Origin of the sequence: Flavivirga jejuensis, from assembly GCF_030540765.1 — a bacterium.
GTDB classification, from domain to species: Bacteria; Bacteroidota; Bacteroidia; order Flavobacteriales; family Flavobacteriaceae; genus Flavivirga; species Flavivirga jejuensis.
This window is the reverse complement of sequence record NZ_JAUOEL010000001.1, coordinates 639,841-659,415: the sequence shown is the minus strand read 5'-3', so window position 1 is coordinate 659,415 and position 19,575 is coordinate 639,841. Positions and strand designations below refer to the sequence as shown.

Sequence of the window (19,575 nt, the reverse complement as noted above, 5' to 3'; positions counted from 1 at the left end):
GAATTAAAATATTTACTCTACATTTGTAGAGTTAATTCTAAACTTGTAGAGCATGCAATTATCAAAAACCGAAGAAGATTTGATGAATTATTTATGGAAGCTGGAAAAAGCTTTTATGAAAGATTTACTAAATGCCTATCCAGATCCAAAACCAGCTACAACAACAGTAGCAACGCTTTTAAAGCGTATGACCGACAAAGGTTTTATTGCTTATAATTTATTTGGGAAATCTCGCGAGTATTATCCTTTGATTAAAAAGAAAGATTATTTTTCTAAACATGTAAACGGACTCATAAAAAACTTTTTTAATGATAGCGCTTCTCAGTTTGCATCTTTCTTCACCAAAGAAACCAATCTTACAAAAGAAGAGCTGGAAGATTTAAGAAAATTAATTGATAGCGAGATTAAAAATAAATAGTTATGCTTTTAATACTATTAAAATCTAGCGTTTGTTTAGCCGTTTTTATACTGTTTTATAAATTATGTTTAGAACAAACAAGTGCTCACATCTTTAAACGTTATTATTTAATTAGTACTATTCTAATTTCTATTGGTATCCCTTTTATCACTTTTACAAATTACATTGAAATACAACCAATACGAGTAGATACACCTGTACTATTAAATTACACAAACATACTAAATTATGAGATTGAAGATACCAAAGCATCCTATGATTATTTAATCTTTGTTTTATGGTTTATTTATAGTCTTGGTGTTATTCTGTTCTCATTTAGATTCTTTAAGAACTTGTATCTATTGATCAAGAAAATTAAACATAATCCAAAATATAAACATAAAAATTTTGTTAATGTGTTACTACAAGATCTGGTAATACCACACACTTTTTTTAATTACATTTTCATTAATAAAACAAACTTTGAGCAAAATGCTATTCCTGCAGAAATCTTATTGCATGAGCAAACGCATGCAAAACAAAAACACACATTAGATGTTTTATTTATAGAAATTATTCAAATAGCATTTTGGTTTAATCCTCTGCTTTATCTCATCAAAAAAGACATTAAACTAAATCATGAGTTTTTAGCAGACCAAACTGTTTTAAAATCTGGTTTAGACGCCTCAAATTATCAAAATATTTTATTAGCATTCTCATCAAATGCAAAACAATATAATTTGGCAAATGCCATCAATTATTCATTAATTAAAAAGCGATTTACTGTTATGAAAACACAAACATCGAAGACAGTATTATCGTTACGAATCTTTATTATTTTACCGTTACTGGCCATATTAATCTACAGTTTTAGTGAGAAAGTTACTGTTGAAAAACTTCAGACTATTGAAGAAATAAGTCTTCAGGACAAACAATCTACAGAAGGTGCCACAAAAAGCATGATAAAAGAATACAATGATTATATCACCGAATATGAAAGCACTAAAAGAGTATATCATGATAAACTAAAAAGAGCTGCTGCTATTTATGACCTCATGACAGATGCACAGCGGGGTACTGTAAAGAAATATCCTGAAAAATTTTTAAGCACTCATAATCCCTCTAAAATAAAATTAAAACACCCCACGCAATCTGAATTAGATTCTTGGAAAAATTCGACAGAGCTAACAATCACTTTAGATGCTTCGCGAATAAAAAATACAGAATTAAGTAATTACTCTCCTTCGGATATTGTCTTTTTCAGGTTAACTTTTGATGGGTTTCCCAAAAATAAAAATGAAAAATTCACCCCAAATAGTTGCAGGTTATATACAAATGAAGGCTTTAAACACATTATTCTAAAACATAATTTTAATGATTATCATAGATTAATAATTAAGTATGTTAACGAAATTGAAGGTTTTTTAAATTCAAGTCATTCAAACAATTCAGAATTACGTATTCTAAAAACTCAATTAGACAACTTGTATGCTAATTTTTCAGATAAAGAAATCAAGGAATTTAATCCTCCTAAAGCCCTCCCTTTACCAACAAAAGACAAAGCAAACACTCCTAAAGATAAAAAAGTTTCTAAAAAACTTGAGGAATATAATACCTTGGCAAAAAAATTCAACAACCCAAATCCCAAAGGGCAAAGATATTCTCGTCCAGAAATAGACCTTTTATATTCACTTTACAAACAACTAAACACCGACGAAAAGGCAAATTCAGAAATTTTCCCAAATTTACCTTACCCAATTCAAAAATCATACAAAGAGAGAATGCTAAAAAACAAGATTAAACCAGATACATCTTTGAAAAAACAAACAATTCGATAAACTTACAATACAATAAAACTTATGAATAAAATACTTTTAACATCAATAATTTTATTTTTTGTGATCACTATATCTGGAGCCCAAGTGAAAACTTATTATAAGACTAGTAATTCAAATAGAATTTTTACCAAAAACAAATATGACAAACATAAAGAAGATATAATGAGTCAGCTTAATGATAAATATGATGAGGTGACTATTAATGAAAGGTTAATAGATAGTCTTACGTCTCAAGATTCAATTATAAAAACTTATAAATTGGAAATTAGAACTAAGAAAACCTCCTCTAAAGGAATCAAACGTCCTAAAGAAAAAATCTATAATTATCTAAATAAAGAATTACCTAATTTTAATCTGCAAACTATTAACGGTGAAAATATTTCTTTTTCAGATTTAAAAAATAAGCCTACTGTTATAAACTTTTGGTTTACAAGATGTAAACCCTGCGTTGAAGAAATGCCAATTTTAAATAAATTAGTCGAAAAATATTCGGACAAAGTTAATTTCATATCAATAACGCCAGAGAGTAAAAAGGCGGTGACTTTATTTTTAGAAAAGCATAAATTTAATTATGTTCATCTAGTAAGCGCTCGTAATTATATTAACGAAATTGGTCTTTATTCTTATCCTAAAAATGTTTTTATTAACAAACTCGGCGAAATTAAACATATTAAGTACGGTATTCCAACCTTTAAAAAAAATGGTGTAACTAAACTTGGTACAGGAGATGAATTTGAACGATTCATTAAAGAATTACTCTAACAAAAAATTAAAATTCAATAGTCAGACGAGTCAGGTTTTAAAAAACTGACTCGTCTTTTTTATATAAAATGTGTAACAAAACATCAGCTTTAACGTTCTAATAGTCATCAATCAAAATCAATCACATCATGTTAAAGCAATTTTTTATTATCTGCTCCGGCTCAGATACCGATATTCTAGAAGCATGTTCTAAAGGCGAACAAAATAAATATGCAGGTATTGGAGCTACCGTTTTTTTTACTGCGGTTATGGCCTTTATAGCTGCTAGTTATGCTCTTTATACAGTTTTCGACAATCTATTTATTGCCATTGGTTTTGGTGTTGTTTGGGGATTACTCATCTTTAATTTAGATCGATATATTGTTTCTACTATTAAAAAAACAGGTCATCTAACAGACGAACTTTTACAAGCATCTCCCAGAATAATATTAGCCGTCATTATTGCTATTGTTATTTCTAAACCATTAGAATTAAAGATTTTTGAGAAAGAAATTAATCAGGTACTATTAGAACAAAAGAACGAACTAACACTGGCAAATAAAAATCAAATTGCAGAACAATTCACTCCTAACATTGAAGGTTTAAATAATGACATTACAACGTTACAACAACAAATAGATACCAAAGAAGCTGAAGTAAACCAATTATACGACACTTACATAGCCGAAGCTGAAGGAACTGCTGGCTCCAAATTATTAGGGAAAGGCCCTGTATATAAAGAAAAACGAGACAAGCATGATGCTTTATTAGCCGAATTACAACTATTAAAAGCAGAGAACAAAGCTAAAATTACCGCTACAGAAACTCAAATAGCAACCCTTAAAAGTGATTATGAGAATCAAATTGAAACCACGCAACCCATCATCAATAATTTTGATGGTTTAATGGCTCGTGTAAATGCATTAGGCAAATTACCCTGGTTACCTTCCTTTTTTATATTTCTATTGTTTTTAGCAATTGAAACGTCTCCTATTTTTGCTAAATTATTATCTTCAAAAAGCGCGTACGACTTTAAATTAGAAGATCAAGAAACAGCCATTAAAACCAACGTACTTCAAAATAAAAACCAGAGAGAAGCTTTATTAAAAACAGATTATGCTATTAACGACCGTATTTATAATGACATAGAAAAAGAAGACGAATTATATACATATAAGCGTAAAAAAACGAGAGAACTTATGCAGCTTCAAGCTGATGCTTTTTTCAAACACCAAAAAGACGCCTTCTAATTCTATTATGCAGCGTTTTCCGCCTTAAAATGATTGTATAACTCTTTACAACCTATACCTATAATCGATAAATTCTTGTTTTTTTGAATGGCCTCATTATGAAGTGAAACAAAGGCATTAACACCGTAACGATCCATACTCTCAATATCTTGAATACTAATAGTCAGATTATTTACTTTTTCGAAAATGTTTTTGAATTCATTTTGGAACACTTCTAAATTATTTCTATTTAGAATGCCTTTAATTTTAAAAAAATTATTGCAGTTGGAAATTTTTAAGTCCATAATTATAATATTTTAAATTGTTATTTGACAGATCTGAGGGAGACTAATCAACTAATTATGAAATAAAAGTATAATAAAGAAAACATTTAAGTACTATTTTTTCGATTAACCAATCTCTACTTTGGATGAAAAAATATTCTGTGTCAATTTCATCGACAAGTGACCGTATTAATATCAATATTTCGTTACTTTTACCTTCATAAAACGCTATAATTAATCAACAATGAAAAAATTACTAATACTACTTTGCTTCATATCTATTTTTACTGGTTATTCTCAAACTTCTGAAGAACAGGATAAAAAAGCGATTCTTAAAGTATTAAAAAAACAACGCCTTGCTTGGTCTGATAATAATATTGAAGCGTTTATGGAAGGGTATTGGAAAAATGATTCTCTTAAATTTTATGGCAGCAATGGCGTAACTTATGGTTGGGAAAACACTTTTGACCGTTACGAAAAAGCATACCCTACTAAGGCTCATACAGGCAAATTGAACTATAGAATAAACGCCATTACTAAAATAACGGAAGGTGCTTATTATGTTATGGGAGAATATCATTTAAAGCGTGAAGTTGGAAATGCTGACGGTATTTTCATGATTATTTTAAAAAAAATTAATGGCAAGTGGAAGATCATTGCCGACACCTCTAATTAAATTATGTCTATAATTATTAGAAAAGCAACATTAAATGATTTACCTATTTTATTAGAATTTGAACAGGGTCTTATTACTGCAGAACGTCCTTTTGATCCTACAATTAAAGAAAGTCATATTAATTATTATGACATAAGTGAATTAATAACAAGCCCTAATTCGGATGTATTTGTTGCTGAAATTAATGATAACATTGTTGCTTCTGGGTATGCTAAAATTAAAACCGATAGACATTATTTAAAACATGCCTATCAAGGGTATTTAGGTTTTATGTTTGTTTCTGAAATACATAGAGGCAAGCGTCTTAACAAAATGATTATTGATGCTTTATTAAAATGGTGTAAAGCACGAAACATTTTTGAAATTAGACTGGATGTTTATGAAGATAATATACCCGCTATTAAAGCCTATGAAAAAACAGGGTTTAAGAAACACATGATTAACATGCGCTTGGATATCGAAAACTTAGACTTAGAGTAATCTGGAAATTACAATTTCTTTACGTATTTAGTAATAATTACGATTTGTTGCGCACCAACTTTACCTTCAATAAATTCTGCATTCTCACGATCTAAACGAATATTCCTAACAGCAGTACCTTGTTTAGCTACTATACTAGAACCTTTAACCTTTAAATCTTTGACTAAAACTACAGAGTCACCAGATTCTAAAATAACGCCATTTACATCTCTATGAATAATCTTGTTGACCTCATCTTCATGCTCGCCCGTTGCGCGAGCTAAAGCCAGAGCCTCATCATCTAAATACATCATATCTAATAGATCTTTAGGCCACCCTTCGTTACGCAATCTTTGAAGCATTCTCCAAGCCATAATCTGTACGGCAACATGTTCGCTCCACATACTATCATTTAAACACCTCCAGTGATTTGCATCCATGTCTACATCACCTTCAATTTGATCTAAACAAGTCTTACAAACTAAAACATCGTTAGCCACATTTTCATTTAATGATGGTGGAATAGTATATTGTTTTAAATCGTCTTTTGAAGTACATAATTCACAAATATTATTGCTTCTTTCTTGTAATGTTTGTAATACGCTCATGGGCTATTTAATTTTTGCAATAATACACCTAAATATGAGGTTCTACAAATTTAGATTTTCCAATAAAAAAATTCTTGAAACTGAGGCAAGCCATAGGGGTATTTCGCCAGTTTCATTTTGCCTTTATAGAGGCAAAAATCGAATTTTGTTATTTTGCCTCACCCAGAACTGCCTTTTTTTTTGCAGTTCTGACCTCTCCAAAGGAGAGAGGTTAATTGGAAACCCCGACCCAAGGGTCGAAGAATTTTTAGATTAAACAAAAAAGAGACTGTCTAAAAAATGATGAACTTTGTTATTCGGAACAAAGCGAAAAATAGTATTCATTTAAAAACCAAAATTTTTTTTTTGAGATTCTTCACAGCTTTGCTGCTACCTTCGAAGCAAAATATATTTTGGTTCTAGGTAATATTCAGAATGACATTTTTTAGACAGCCTCTTTTTAAATATTACCTATTTAGAGAGATCATGTACCCATGTAAATAAATAATCTCCATGAACCCCAGTAAAATAATTACTCCATGCTTTTCTTTTTGCTTTTCTTGCGTCTTCATCTGGATAAGCTTCTTTCATAAGTTCAGTATTTCTATCGTACATCTTATCCATATCTGCCATAGAATCTAAGAAAAATGCTTCCACATATTCTGTTTTATCAGACCCCCATGCGTGAACATGCGGATAATACGCTTTAATATATTCGTTTTTACTAATAATGGCATCAAACCCTTCTTTTTTTAATGCCATAAATTCTTTTTGTGTACCATCTTCAGGAAAGGAAAAATGGTTTTTTCTAACGTAGGTTACCATATCCTTCGTTGGCTTTTCAGTCATAAATTTAACACCAGGCATGGTTGCATAAATTTCGTCGGAATGCTCGTTTGCATAATAAGCCATACGTTTCTTCATGAAGGTTTCTCTAGCAGCTTCATCTGGCCATGCTTCTTTAATTAATTCTCCATTTCTATCTCCAAATTTCCCCATGTCTTCCCACGAGGCAAATGTTTGTACAGAAATTAGTTCTGTATTGTCTGCTGTAAATAAATGCAAATAAGTAGACGCTCCCATTATAAATTCATTCTTCATGGTTACTTTGTCTAAAAACTCTTTTTCAATGGCTTTCCATTCTTTCATGTCAAAATCTTCCATATCCATATTCCAATGCATGGTGGTTACGGCAATAAATTCAGGGCCTTTTGGAGCTTCTTCTTGTGCTAATAAAACAGAGGGGCTTAACAATAATAGCATTGTTAAAACAGTTGTAATAAATTGGTTGGTTGTTTTCATAATCTGTTAAAATTTAAAGTTAATATAATTGAATTAGTCAATACAACTTTAAGATTATGGGGCTAGAAAAAGATCTAGGACAACCTATATGATGTGTTCTTAATAAATATAATGGAGATTGAGAGTATCTAAATATACAACAAAAAGGCAACAGTTTAACATGTTACCATATTTTATATATTAGACAAACTATCTCTCATCTTTTTTGTCATCCCTTTTACAACCATATCGTAAGAGTGATCTATAAGATGAAAAATTAGCTTGGGTTGCAATTCACCTTCATGAATGTATAAGGTGTTCCAATGCTTTTTACTCATATGAAATCCTGGTCGAATACTATTGTACTCTGCTCGAAGTTCTTCTGAATATTCTGGATCTGCTTTTAAGTTTATTGAGGCTTCACCACCTTCCCATCGCTTTAAAGAAGTTAAAGCGAACATTTTCCCAAGCACTTTAAAGACAAGTGTTTCTTCATCGAAAGGAAACTCCTCTGTGGTGCCTTTTTTATTTAAACAATATTCGCGAAGTTGATCTATATGCATATTTTTAATCTTTCTATCTTTCAATGTTTTAGTTTAGGCATTGCAATCCTCATTTCCATGTAAAGAAAAAGGAGTTTCGTTTACTTCCTTTATAAACAAATTCCTTGATAAAGAGGTCATCCATTTGTTGTTTTCACTTCATCAATAGTCTTCCCTTTTGCCTAATACGTTGTTGTTAAAAACTCATGAATCACTTCCTTTTGTAATTTATTCTTATCGCTAAAAAACCAATCATTATTGAAGATTCTTAATAGGTGTCTCTTTTATTTTTAATGCTGAATAATCTAATTTCCAACCTATCGTTTCTACAATAGTTTCCATGAGTAAAATAGTTTCTAAAGCTTCTTTTTGAGCAACTTGGATGAGACCGCTTTCTGGAATTTTATCTTGAATATGTTGTTTTGCTTCGTTATGCAAATCGGTTAAATCGGTCGCCTCAAACTTATTAAATAAACCATCGGATTTATCGTAATAATTTAAATTTGTTTCAATTGATAGTACTTCTGGTTGCGGGAAGTATTGCAATAAAATTGTCTTTTTATCATTGTTTGCCATCAATTCAATTTTTGACAAATCGTATCCAACGTATGCTTTGGCATTTATTACAACTAAGGCTTTCTTCTTACTAGAAATTAATTTCAAGAAACGTTCTTTAACATCTTCATAATGATATATTTCTGCAAAATCGCCTTCAACCGTTATAAATTTACAAACCGTTTTTATTTTATCTAAAAGCAATACCGATTGAGATTTAACTAATTGCTTTTTCTTTAATGATTTAAAGTAGGTAACTATACCTAAAGTAACTAAAACACCTATTATAATTCCTAAAAATGCTTCCATAAATATTATTTACCTATATGTCCTAAATGTGTATGCTTAAAATTATCAAAATACTTTAATCCATAACCAAAAATTCTGTCGAAACAAGCATGAGAAAACAGTATGATTCCTATTAATTTCACAATGTCATTCTGAGCAATTATTCCAATAAAATAAACACTAACCGCTATAGCTTTATGATGACAAAGATTATATGTAATGGCTCCTATTTTAGGTCCCAACAAATAACCTAGCATCCCAATATCTGGAGTTAAAATCAATACAACAAACCACCACCAACTAAAGTTCAATCCAGAGAAAAGGTATATTCCGAAAATAAACATAAATAGTTCTTCAATCTTTAATGATGTTTTCATCTCCTATTTTTTTGTCTTGATTACGATTATTTCATTAATCTATAATTTTATATAAGACAGGCTTACTCGGGGATGCATCATTTTCAAATGGTGCTATTTGAAGGTTTAAAAAATGAGGACCGTCTTTAACGGTGTTCGGTACAAAAATAAATTCTGTTATCGTGGCATCAAGGCGTAGTTCACCTTTGGTGTTCCAAAAAGCATGATGAGCTAACAACTTACATTCGTCCTTTTCTTTATCAACACTAGGCAAATCAATTAATAAGTGTTTCACGCCTTTTTCTCGCAAATATATAGCTGCATCTTCTAATAAATATGTTGGATTTGTATTTGAATATTGCGCTGTTAATTTCTCTGTAGTATTAGGAATCGTTCTTATAACAATGGCATCTCTTTTTTTATTTCCTATAGCAAATTGTAATTGTTTTTTAGAAATAACAAGATCTTTATTTAATTTTTCTGGCGCTACAGTTATAACCTCAGCTAAAAAGAAAAATTGCTTTAAATTCTGATTTATAGAGTGTACTTTTTCAGTAATATGTCCTACACATTCGGTGTGTGTTCCGTGGGCATGCGGATTAAAGGATATATTGTTAAAATTTATACATGCGCCTTCTAAAACACTGGCGATCCTATCACCATCTCTTGCTGGCTCGATTGCAGGAGCATCTATATACCATGCATTTACATTGCTTTTTGATGCGCTAAGTGGTATTGAAATATCTATGGGTTGAGATAAATCTATTTGAAGTTTTTTTGAATTGTATTGAATTGTTGCTAACATTTATGCTGAATTTATATCAGCATCTTTTAATTAAGATACTATATTTTCAAATATAAGTTTTTTAATTCTGGGTTTTGTTATTTAGAAACTGTTTAAATTTTATCCTTTAGTTTATTTTGTCGTCTTAAGCCCTCATTCTGCAGCAAAATATCTTTTAATAGCGAATTTCTCTCAGTGCCTCAATGACATCTCTAATAATTTTAAAAATTCTAAAACTAGTTCAGGATAAATAATTTTGAAGCGATACCATCAACTAAAAATTTTCCTTTTTGTGTGGTTCTTAAGGTCTCTATAGGCTCCTGATCCTTATCAAAATCACTTGATACAACAAGCAAACCATTTTCTATAAACGTCTCTGCGGAAGCTCTTAAAGACTGAAGGTAATCGCCTCCAAAATCTTTTTCTATTTTATTTAAAGACACTCCCCAAATGGTTCGTAAACCTGTCATAACATATTCGTTATACTGATCTTTTAAAGAAAGCGTTTCTATGGTGTTTGGTAGTGTATTATTTTGAATGGCTTGTATATATTTTGAATTATTCGAAATATTCCAACTACGTTGGTTACCGTAAAATGAATGTGCGGAAGGACCAATTCCTAAATAAGGCTTCCCTTGCCAATAGCTCGTATTGTGTTTTGAAAAATAATTAGGCCTTCCAAAATTTGAGATCTCATAATGTACAAAACCTTGTTCTTTAGTTTTATCCATTAAATGGTTGAAATGTTCTAAAGCCAATGTTTCGTCTATTCGAGGATACGTTCCCTTTTTTATAAATACATCGAGTGCCGTTTTGGGCTCAACGGTTAGGGCATAACTAGATATATGGTTAACGCCATAACTAAAAGCTGTTTCAAGGTTCTTATTCCATTTTTCCATACTCATATTAGGGATACCGTAAATAAGATCAATGGTTATATTATCGAAATATTGGCTTGCAAGCTGTAAACACATTTTAGCTTCTTCAGAATTATGTGCCCGATTCATACTTTTTAGATCTTCTTCAAAGAAAGACTGAATACCAATACTCAAACGGTTTATTGGGCTTTTAGATAATTGAACTATTAAATTATTAGATAAATCGTCTGGATTGGCTTCTAAAGTAATTTCTGGATTATCAATTACCGTATAGTTTTTATAAACCGAATCTATTAATAATTGTAATTCATTATTCGTTAATAAACTCGGGGTTCCTCCTCCAAAATAAATGGTTTCTACCGTTTCGTTTTTTAACTCAGTTTTTCTGAATTCTAGTTCTTTTACAAGTGATTGAATTAGTTCATCTTTCTTTTTTAGAGATGTTGAAAAATGAAAGTCGCAATAAAAACATGCTTGTTTACAAAATGGTATGTGGATGTAGATGCCTGACATTCTTTAATATTCAGTGTTCAGTGTTCAGTGTTCAGTGTTCAGTGTTCAGTGTTCAGTGTTCAGTGTTCAGTGTTCAGTGTTCAGTGTTCAGTAAAAAAACTTTTAGTTAAGTTATAATATTTTATAAAAATTTAATAATTACATGACAAAATTGAAAATGTTACATTGAGCGCAGTCGAAATGCTATAAAAGTAATATTTTCAATGTCTTCGACTGCACTATCATTGACGTATTTCATAAATGATTAATTTTCAATCGTTTGTCATTCAGAGCGCAGCGAAGAATCTTTATTATTAATCTCTAAAGATTCTTCAGTCGTACCTCCTGAATGCCACCTCAATTACGTCATTTCATCCGTTAGTTAAAATTTTTAACACAGATCTCAGACTAACACCTGATATATTATTAATTTTTGTCATATACTAAAAAAAATAATAACATTAATTGAATTTCGTAAAGGAGGCAAACGCCCTCTTGAATACTGAGATACTGAAACTGGATAGTACTAACCTATCTTTTTAGGGTTTTGCTTAACAAAAGCGCCCCAGCCTGTATAACTTTTACCTACACTCGTTTTACCTGAGTTATAAAAATGACAAACTGCCGCTGCTAAACCGTCTGTTGCATCTAAATTTTTAGGCAAGGTTTTTAATCCCAGCATACTTTGCAACATTTTAGCAACCTGCTCTTTACTCGCACTTCCATTACCAGTTATTGCCATTTTAATCTTTTTAGGCAGGTACTCTGTAATGGGTATTTCTCTACTCAAACCTGCTGCCATAGCAACACCTTGTGCTCTACCAAGTTTTAACATACTTTGTACGTTTTTTCCAAAAAAGGGTGCTTCAATAGCAATTTCGTCTGGATTATGAGTATCAATGAGCTCAATAGTTCGTTCAAAAATAAGTTTTAGCTTTAAATAATGATCATCATACTTTTTTAAATCGAGCTCATTAAGTTGTAAGAACTGCATGGTTTTTCCAACTACTTTTATAAGTCCGAAACCCATAATGGTTGTACCAGGATCAATCCCTAAAATAATTCTTTCTTTAGTCATTTTATTCACAATAATAACAACCGCTAAGCGATATAGAAGCTCCTATAGTTAGTGTTAAGAGGTTTCCGTTAAATGCTCCAAATCCATCCGATATGGGGGCAAAATCTTTTGCAAATCCGTGTATATATGAAACATCTACGTAAACAGAAAGGTCACTTGAAATTCCATGATGGTACTCTATACCAGCCATCATATTAAGAAACGATGTTTTGTTTTGAGCGAAATTCCCCAAAGGCTTAATCATTGAAATCCCAGGTCCTGCATGAGCAAACACGCCTTTATTTTGCCGTAAAGAGCTAAATATTTTATTGGCATTATAAACTGCTTGTAAATTGATACGCGTATAATTTAGTTTAAATTCCTGTGTATTATTTTGGTTCGATATTCTATTAAAACTAAAGTCTAATTTTGCACCGAGAACTGGTTTAAACATATATTGAACTCCTAAATTCACTGTGGGGAAATTATACGTTTTCCCTTCAAAACCACTAACAAACCCATTTTTTAATGGACTGTTTAATCCTAATGCCAATTGCGCTTTAAAAGTGCTGGTATCTCCCTGAGAAAAGGTCACAAAACTACTCATAGTAAAAACTATGATGTAAAAGTTTTTTTTATATTTTTTAAAATTTGAGACCATAACGTAATAATGATTTAATTTGCATATACATTCCGTATATGATTTACAGACTACCATACAAAACTAAACAATTCTTTTTTGTGCTTATTAAATTAAGTATTGTCGTTGCTGCTTTTTGTTTTATATATCAAAAACTTATAAATAATCCTAAACTAGATTTCCATAGTTTTATTAAGTATTCGTCAAAAAAAGATGTTTTTTCAACAAAAAATATTCTTTTTTTATTTTTTTTAACATTTTTAAATTGGCTTCTTGAAATTATAAAATGGCAAACACTGGTCTCCCCTTTAAGAAAAATAAGTTTTAAAAATGCCCTCGAGCAAAGTTTAGGGGCTTTAACAGCATCACTATTTACACCCAATAGAATTGGCGAGTATGGCGCTAAAGCTATTTATTACGCTTCTAATTACAGGAAACATATTGTTCTAATTAATTTATTAGGAAATATATCTCAAATGTTTGTCACTACTCTTTTCGGAGTTATTGGTTTTAGCTTCTTTATAGCTACATATCAAGTTAATATTAATTATTATAAATTCGCTCAATTTCTTTTAATAGGCTTGCTTATTATTGTTTTAATAGCTTTTGGAATACGGAAAACTAAATTCACTATTAAAGGATTTTCTTTAAAAAAAATCAAACATTTTATTCTAGGATATCCAAAAAAAACAATGGCTCTAGCTTTGTTTTTATCTATGCTACGCTATGTTATTTTTTCTTTTCAGTTTTACCTTTTATTAGTGTTTTTCGGAATTGAAATATCTTATTTTAACGCTATGACTGTTATTACTTCTATGTATTTATTGGCATCAATAATTCCGTCTATTTTTATATTTGATGTTATAATAAAAGGTAGTGTTGCTATTTATTTATTTGGTATTATGGACATTAATGAAATCACTATTTTAAGCACCATAACCATCATGTGGTTGTTAAATTTTGTTTTGCCAAGCATTTTTGGAAGCTACTATGTTATTAATTTTAATTTCCCTAAAGACACCAACTAATCATGCTTTTAATAAGTATCTTCATTACAATAGGCTATTTAGTTTTAATAGGAGGTTTCGTTTTTGGCTTCGATAAAATCAAGTTGTTCAAATTAGAAAGAGTGCCTTCAAAAACCACATTTTCTGTTATTATTCCTTTTAGAAATGAAGCAGAAAATTTACCTGATTTATTAGAATCTATAGCCTTATTAGAATACCCAAATCATCTGTTCGAAATTATTTTTATTGATGATGAATCTGACGATCATTCAGCTGACTTAATTATGACGTTTCTCGCTAACGTTCAAAGTGACATAAAGGTGATTAAGAATAACAGAATTTCTAATTCTCCCAAAAAAGATGCTATTGCTACAGCTGTTGAGCATTCAAAAAATAAATGGATCATCACAACTGATGCTGATTGTATCCTACCAAAATATTGGCTGGATAGCTTTGATACATTTATTCAACAAACAAATACAAAATGTATTGCTGCCCCAATTACTTTTACTAATTCCAGTCGCTTTTTAGATCAATTTCAATTACTAGACATTTTAAGTTTACAGGGGGCTACTATTGGTGGTTTTGGTATTAATAAACCATTTCTCTGTAATGGTGCTAATTTTGGATACGAAAAGGCATTATTTCAAGAATTAAACGGTTTTAAAGGCAATACAGATATTGCAAGTGGTGATGATATTTTTTTACTTGAAAAAGTAGCTAAAACGCATCCCGAACGTCTCCATTATTTAAAAAGTGAAGAGGCTATAGTAAAAACACAATCGCAACCATCGTGGAAAGACTTAATATCGCAACGTATTCGTTGGGCTGCAAAAACGAGTGCTTATAATAATTGGTTTGGAAAAATTACAGGGCTCATTGTTTTACTTATGAATGCTTTAGTAATTTCAACCTTATTACTTTCAATCTTTAATCTTTTTAATTTTAAAATCTGGTTTTATATTTTAATAATAAAATGTAATATCGATTTCTTTTTAATTTATAAGTCTGCCTCTTTTTTTAACCAGAAAGCTATTTTAAGACCTTTTATTTTCGGGTTTATAATATATCCTTTTTTTAGTTTTTATGTCGCTTTTATATCACTTTTAAAAACCTATAAATGGAAAGGCAGAACGTTTAAAAAATAATTAGTCCACACCAATAATTATTGGTAATTTAAACTCTGTAGTAACTTGTTGCCCCCGTTTTATTGCGGGAAAAATTTTAGGTAGCCCATCTAAGCTCTTAGCCAGCAAATTATTAATATTTGGTATTTCTTGTATTGTAAGACTATCAACTTTTGCTTCCAATAACATTATGATTCCCGTTTCTGACACTTGAAGTTTTAAATTTATCGTGTCATTAACATCTTTAGTTACAACAATAATTTCGTCTTGTAAATATTTAAATATATGTCCTGTTAAGACACTTGTAAAGCATTGTTGTTTTTCTTCTTTAGTTGATACAGAATCACACGAAGCAAATGTCGGGTATTCATCGACATCGTTCCAATTAAACGTTTGTAATTCTTCATTTAAAATAGCCTCAGAAGATGTTTTTTTCACATTAAAGTACTCACAGGAAGTAAGTAATATCACTAATAAAAATACACAAATCTGTCTCATGGATTAAAACTGAAACCGAAATGTACAATTTTTTTATATTTTAATTACCTTTTGTACCTTCCTTCATGAATTTTTCTTCCTTTAACTCACTAACACGCTTATCGATATATTCAATATGAAAGCCAGATGGGAATTTCTTTTTAAAGTTTTTATACATTAAAATTTTAGTATCAAGATCTGCATAATAGGTGTCCTTCGTTATTAATAAAAGAAAATGTGTATTTATATTATCAGGATTTTCTTTTATTGCCTTTTTTAGTATTTCTATAGATTCACTATACTTTTTTTGTCTATTTAATATGGTAGCCAATTTTGAATATTCTGTATCTAAAGGCAAATCTTCTATAGTCAAAAATTGTTTTACATACTTTTCTGCATTAACAAAATCGTTAATTTCATAGTAATACGTTCCTATAACGTATAAAGAAGTAGCATCATTCTTATTATATTTTAATACAAGTTTTCGTTGTTCGATAGCCTCTTTAAATTTATACTGGTAGTAGTAACAAAGACTAAGTTTTTCATGAATAAACTCAGAAGATTCGCCATGTTCAATTAGCTTTTCGAACCAGATAGCTGCTTTCCTATAGTAATGTTGCGAATAATAACTTTGAGCTTTTAAACTTATTAACTTTACATTATTTTCATAGGTCTTTAAACCCTTATCAATATACTCGTTTACTAATTGATATTTTCTCTTTTGAAGATAATGTTTTGCTATTTTGTAAATAGCTTTTTGGTGTGTTTGATCTAGTTCATGTGCAAAACGAAAACACTCTATTGCAGTGGAATCTTTTAACTTTTCCAAGACCAAACCAAGTTCGTAATGGTAATTGGGGTTTTTATGATCTATATGGAGCAAATCATTAAAATTTTTAGAGGCTCTCTCATATTTTTTAGTTTGAGCCAGTAATTTAGCATAATTATATTTTACTAAAGCATCATTAGGGTTTCCTTGTATACTTGCTTCGTAATTCTTTAAAGCTTCATCATAATTACCAATGGCTATATATGCTTTAGCAACTTTACTATAAACCTGATATTGATTCTTATACGATTTATAATTCTCTATAGCTTTACTATAATTGCCATTGGCATATAAACTATCTGCTATATTTAAAACCGAAGTTTGCGCTTCTGTTTTTAATACTATTAATAGAAATAAAAGAGAGAGCCTAATCATATTTACTCTGCTACTTGAAAAATTATTGGTAACATATAAAGTACATTTACTTTTTTACCATCATGTTCCCCTGGCACCATTTTAGGAAGTGTATTAATGACACGAATAGCTTCTTCTTCCAATGCTTGATGCGATCCTCTAGGGCGGATATCCACGATATTACCTTCTTTATTAATTTTAAAAATAACATTAATGCGTTGTCCTCCTTTCAAATCAAAATTGTCTGCTATTTTTGTGTCGAAATTTTTATTTACATATGCTGAAATATTACGAGATGTACATTCTTTTTGTTCCTCTTTAGATAAACCTTCGCACCCTGTGAATACAGGAATTTGGTCTACAACAGAGAAAGACAAAACATCAGACATCTCTCTATGGGTTTCTTCTTTAATTGATAAGCTTTCAACAGTGTCTTGAGCTTGAAATATAATAGGTAATGAATAAGATACATTTACTTTTTTACCATCATGCTCTCCTGGTATCATTTTAGGAAGTGTTTTAATAACACGAATAGCTTCATCCTTCAATACTGGATGCGGTGCTCTAGAACGAATACCTACAATGTTCCCTTTTTTGTTAATTTTAAAAATAACATTAATACGTTGTCTACCTTTTAAATTTAAACTATCTGCAATTTTTGTATTAAAATTTTTGTTTATATGCTTTGAAATATTACGAGATGTACAATCTTTTTGTTCTTCTTTAGATAAATCTTCGCAGCCTGAGAATACAGGGATTTGGTCTACGACCGAAAAAGGAATATCAAGATTCGATCTGTTTTTAGAATACCCCACTATAGCAATTTCATCTAACATTTGTGTATTATTTTCATTATATAGTTTCGTTTTATCCTTTCTATTTATACCATCTTGCTGGTTTTGGTCTGAAACTATTGTTTCTTTATCAACTGAATCATATCGAATTTGGAATATTATAGGCAAGGTGTAAGATACTTCTATATTGTTACCATCACGTTTTCCTGGAATCATTTTTGGTAATGTATTAATAACTCGAACGGCCTCTTTTTCTAAAACTGGATATGCCGCTCTTGATCGCACTCCTGTAACATTTCCTTCTTTATCAATTTTAAATATAACATTAATACGTTGTTTTCCTTTTACACCCAACTTAGACGCTTTTTCAGTATTAAAGTTGCTAACTATATACTTTACCAGGGCATCTGAAGTACATTTTTTTTGGGCTTCTTTATCCTCTATCATTTCACAACCTATAAATATTGGAGATTGGTTTATGTCTGAAAAAGGAATATCAAATTCAACATTAGAATCTTTAGTTCTATTTTGATTAGTAATACTTGTCCCTGTGATTGTTTTAGAATCTTTACCATCTGTTACAATCAATTTTGTGAAAAAATTATTTTTATGTAATTGCTCTTTCTTCTTATTATATTTTTCATTTTCTTCAACTGTCATGTTGTTAAAATCATTTACAACCAATCTTAAAGAACCATCATAAGTATCATTTCCTTCCCATATATTCTTAGCTTCATATGTTTTTTTAAACTCTAAATATTCTTTATAAGTTCTATTCAGTTCTTTTGTTAAATCTTTGGTAGGCTTTTCCCCTTTATCTAACATATATTTTTTAGTCATTTGATCTTTATAATAATCAACTCTGGAAACAATGTATTTCTCAAGATCAAGTTTATTATATTGTAATATGTCATAAGCAGAGGTGCCTTCTTTTTCTATCTCTAAGATTTCTTTATATAACTTTTCTTTTAATTCTTTATCGTTTAAATCTTGATTTTCCCATATAGAACTTGAAATCATAGCTTTATTATGAGCTTCAGAGGATGTGTAAATTAGCATTGTTAAAACCACTGGAATTAACAAAGCATACTTTATTAAACTAATTTGTTTTGATTTTGATTTTTGTAACATAACGATTCGTTTTTTGATTAATGATTGTTTGAAAAATGGATTGATGAATGATATATTTTCAGTTTGAAAAACCTGTGATAGTAAGTTTTCATAATAGTCTTTTTTGCTTTGGTGTTTCAAAGCTTTATTATCTGCTATAAATTCATGAAGTTGCATGATTCTATTTTGATACATATATATTAATGGATTAAACCAAAATAGAATTCGTAGTACTTCAAAAAATAATAAATCTAACGTATGCCTTTGCTTAACATGCACCATTTCGTGTTTTAAAATAGATACTCTATCTTTTTTATTTATTTGTTCTCCTAAAAAAATATAATGGAAACATGAAAAAGCAGCACAACTTTTTAGCAATCTAACTACAAGCAAGTTACCCATTCTGCTTTTGGGGTTTTTTAAGAATAACATAATCAATTTAGTTATCTTAAATAGAAATAAAAATGTTGCTAATATCATGCCTGCATATAAAAGCAGTTCCCAAGACCATGTCGATTCTGAAGTGATTATAACAGGGTCTAATTGCAACATATTAACATCTGTTTGTGGAATATTAGTGCCTATAATAACTTCTGGCATTATTATAAACTCCTGAGGAAGTATCTCTTTAAAACGGTTTATTTTAATAAAAGGGATTATTAATGATAATATCGATGTTACAAGAAGATAAGTGCGATTCCAATTAAAAAAAGTTTCTTTCTTTAAAAACAAATCATAAATGATTAGAAAGAATAATTGAAATGCTATCGTATTAATAATATAATGTACCATA

The 19,575-nt window shown here is 30.0% G+C and carries 21 protein-coding genes; 8 read left to right on the top strand and 13 right to left on the bottom strand.

Features of this window, described 5'->3' with window-relative positions:
• Positions 1 to 52 precede the first annotated feature (52 nt).
• The 4 genes from Q4Q40_RS02905 (at position 53) to Q4Q40_RS02890 (ending at position 4,226) form a co-directional block, all read left to right on the top strand.
• Positions 53 to 418, top strand: a complete 366-nt coding sequence (locus Q4Q40_RS02905) for a BlaI/MecI/CopY family transcriptional regulator (RefSeq protein WP_303300185.1) — start codon at positions 53 to 55, stop codon at positions 416 to 418.
• 2 nt (positions 419 to 420) lie between these two features.
• Complete coding sequence (locus tag Q4Q40_RS02900) at positions 421 to 2,235, top strand: M56 family metallopeptidase (RefSeq protein ID WP_303300184.1); 1,815 nt, start codon at positions 421 to 423, stop codon at positions 2,233 to 2,235.
• 21 nt (positions 2,236 to 2,256) lie between these two features.
• Positions 2,257 to 2,997, top strand: a complete 741-nt coding sequence (locus Q4Q40_RS02895) for a TlpA family protein disulfide reductase (RefSeq protein WP_303300183.1) — start codon at positions 2,257 to 2,259, stop codon at positions 2,995 to 2,997.
• Between the two features lie 128 nt (positions 2,998 to 3,125).
• Positions 3,126 to 4,226, top strand: a complete 1,101-nt coding sequence (locus Q4Q40_RS02890) for a DUF4407 domain-containing protein (RefSeq protein ID WP_303300182.1) — start codon at positions 3,126 to 3,128, stop codon at positions 4,224 to 4,226.
• 5 nt (positions 4,227 to 4,231) lie between these two features.
• Here Q4Q40_RS02890 and Q4Q40_RS02885 read toward each other — a convergent pair whose 3' ends face one another.
• Positions 4,232 to 4,510, bottom strand: a complete 279-nt coding sequence (locus Q4Q40_RS02885; RefSeq protein ID WP_303300181.1) for an STAS domain-containing protein — start codon at positions 4,508 to 4,510, stop codon at positions 4,232 to 4,234.
• 223 nt (positions 4,511 to 4,733) lie between these two features.
• Here Q4Q40_RS02885 and Q4Q40_RS02880 point away from each other — a divergent pair, with 223 nt between their 5' ends.
• Positions 4,734 to 5,165, top strand: a complete 432-nt coding sequence (locus tag Q4Q40_RS02880; protein WP_303300180.1) for a YybH family protein — start codon at positions 4,734 to 4,736, stop codon at positions 5,163 to 5,165.
• Positions 5,166 to 5,168: 3 nt separating this feature from the next.
• Positions 5,169 to 5,645: a GNAT family N-acetyltransferase gene (locus Q4Q40_RS02875; RefSeq protein WP_303300179.1), complete on the top strand. Its 477-nt coding sequence runs from the start codon at positions 5,169 to 5,171 to the stop codon at positions 5,643 to 5,645.
• Between the two features lie 8 nt (positions 5,646 to 5,653).
• Here Q4Q40_RS02875 and Q4Q40_RS02870 read toward each other — a convergent pair whose 3' ends face one another.
• The 9 genes from Q4Q40_RS02870 to Q4Q40_RS02830 form a co-directional block, all read right to left on the bottom strand.
• Positions 5,654 to 6,232, bottom strand: coding sequence for a PhnA domain-containing protein (locus tag Q4Q40_RS02870; RefSeq protein WP_303300177.1), 579 nt, complete (start codon positions 6,230 to 6,232; stop codon positions 5,654 to 5,656).
• A gap of 450 nt (positions 6,233 to 6,682) precedes the next feature.
• Positions 6,683 to 7,513: a hypothetical protein gene (locus tag Q4Q40_RS02865; protein WP_303300176.1), complete on the bottom strand. Its 831-nt coding sequence runs from the start codon at positions 7,511 to 7,513 to the stop codon at positions 6,683 to 6,685.
• A 173-nt stretch (positions 7,514 to 7,686) separates the two neighbouring features.
• On the bottom strand, positions 7,687 to 8,055 hold the full coding sequence (locus Q4Q40_RS02860; RefSeq protein WP_303300710.1) for an MmcQ/YjbR family DNA-binding protein: 369 nt from the start codon (positions 8,053 to 8,055) through the stop codon (positions 7,687 to 7,689).
• A gap of 234 nt (positions 8,056 to 8,289) precedes the next feature.
• Positions 8,290 to 8,898, bottom strand: coding sequence for a DUF4230 domain-containing protein (locus Q4Q40_RS02855; RefSeq protein WP_303300175.1), 609 nt, complete (start codon positions 8,896 to 8,898; stop codon positions 8,290 to 8,292).
• Between the two features lie 5 nt (positions 8,899 to 8,903).
• Entirely contained in the window at positions 8,904 to 9,254 is a 351-nt protein-coding gene (locus Q4Q40_RS02850; protein ID WP_303300174.1) for a DUF4260 domain-containing protein, read from the bottom strand.
• Between the two features lie 34 nt (positions 9,255 to 9,288).
• Positions 9,289 to 10,038, bottom strand: a complete 750-nt coding sequence (locus Q4Q40_RS02845) for a cyclase family protein (protein ID WP_303300173.1) — start codon at positions 10,036 to 10,038, stop codon at positions 9,289 to 9,291.
• 215 nt (positions 10,039 to 10,253) lie between these two features.
• Positions 10,254 to 11,408, bottom strand: coding sequence for a radical SAM family heme chaperone HemW (gene hemW / locus Q4Q40_RS02840; protein ID WP_303300172.1), 1,155 nt, complete (start codon positions 11,406 to 11,408; stop codon positions 10,254 to 10,256).
• A gap of 505 nt (positions 11,409 to 11,913) precedes the next feature.
• A complete protein-coding gene (gene ruvC, locus Q4Q40_RS02835) occupies positions 11,914 to 12,465 on the bottom strand; it encodes a crossover junction endodeoxyribonuclease RuvC (RefSeq protein WP_303300171.1) in 552 nt (183 codons plus the stop codon).
• A 1-nt stretch (position 12,466) separates the two neighbouring features.
• Complete coding sequence (locus Q4Q40_RS02830; protein WP_303300170.1) at positions 12,467 to 13,051, bottom strand: outer membrane beta-barrel protein; 585 nt, start codon at positions 13,049 to 13,051, stop codon at positions 12,467 to 12,469.
• A gap of 92 nt (positions 13,052 to 13,143) precedes the next feature.
• Between Q4Q40_RS02830 and Q4Q40_RS02825 the strand changes: the two genes are divergently transcribed.
• Both Q4Q40_RS02825 and Q4Q40_RS02820 read left to right on the top strand, forming a co-directional pair.
• Positions 13,144 to 14,112 carry a lysylphosphatidylglycerol synthase domain-containing protein gene (locus Q4Q40_RS02825; RefSeq protein ID WP_303300169.1) on the top strand — a complete coding sequence of 323 codons (969 nt, stop codon included), beginning with the start codon at positions 13,144 to 13,146 and terminating at the stop codon, positions 14,110 to 14,112.
• 2 nt (positions 14,113 to 14,114) lie between these two features.
• Positions 14,115 to 15,239, top strand: a complete 1,125-nt coding sequence (locus Q4Q40_RS02820) for a glycosyltransferase family 2 protein (protein ID WP_303300168.1) — start codon at positions 14,115 to 14,117, stop codon at positions 15,237 to 15,239.
• Here Q4Q40_RS02820 and Q4Q40_RS02815 read toward each other — a convergent pair whose 3' ends face one another.
• Genes Q4Q40_RS02815 through Q4Q40_RS02805 form a run of 3 tightly spaced genes read right to left on the bottom strand, consistent with a single transcriptional unit; the run spans position 15,240 to position 19,574 of the window.
• Positions 15,240 to 15,716 (bottom strand): hypothetical protein, encoded by a 477-nt coding sequence (locus tag Q4Q40_RS02815; RefSeq protein WP_303300167.1) that lies wholly within the window; start codon positions 15,714 to 15,716, stop codon positions 15,240 to 15,242.
• 40 nt (positions 15,717 to 15,756) lie between these two features.
• Positions 15,757 to 16,899, bottom strand: coding sequence for a tetratricopeptide repeat protein (locus Q4Q40_RS02810; protein ID WP_303300166.1), 1,143 nt, complete (start codon positions 16,897 to 16,899; stop codon positions 15,757 to 15,759).
• Positions 16,900 to 16,901: 2 nt separating this feature from the next.
• On the bottom strand, positions 16,902 to 19,574 hold the full coding sequence (locus Q4Q40_RS02805; RefSeq protein ID WP_303300165.1) for a M56 family metallopeptidase: 2,673 nt from the start codon (positions 19,572 to 19,574) through the stop codon (positions 16,902 to 16,904).
• Position 19,575: the final 1 nt, after the last annotated feature.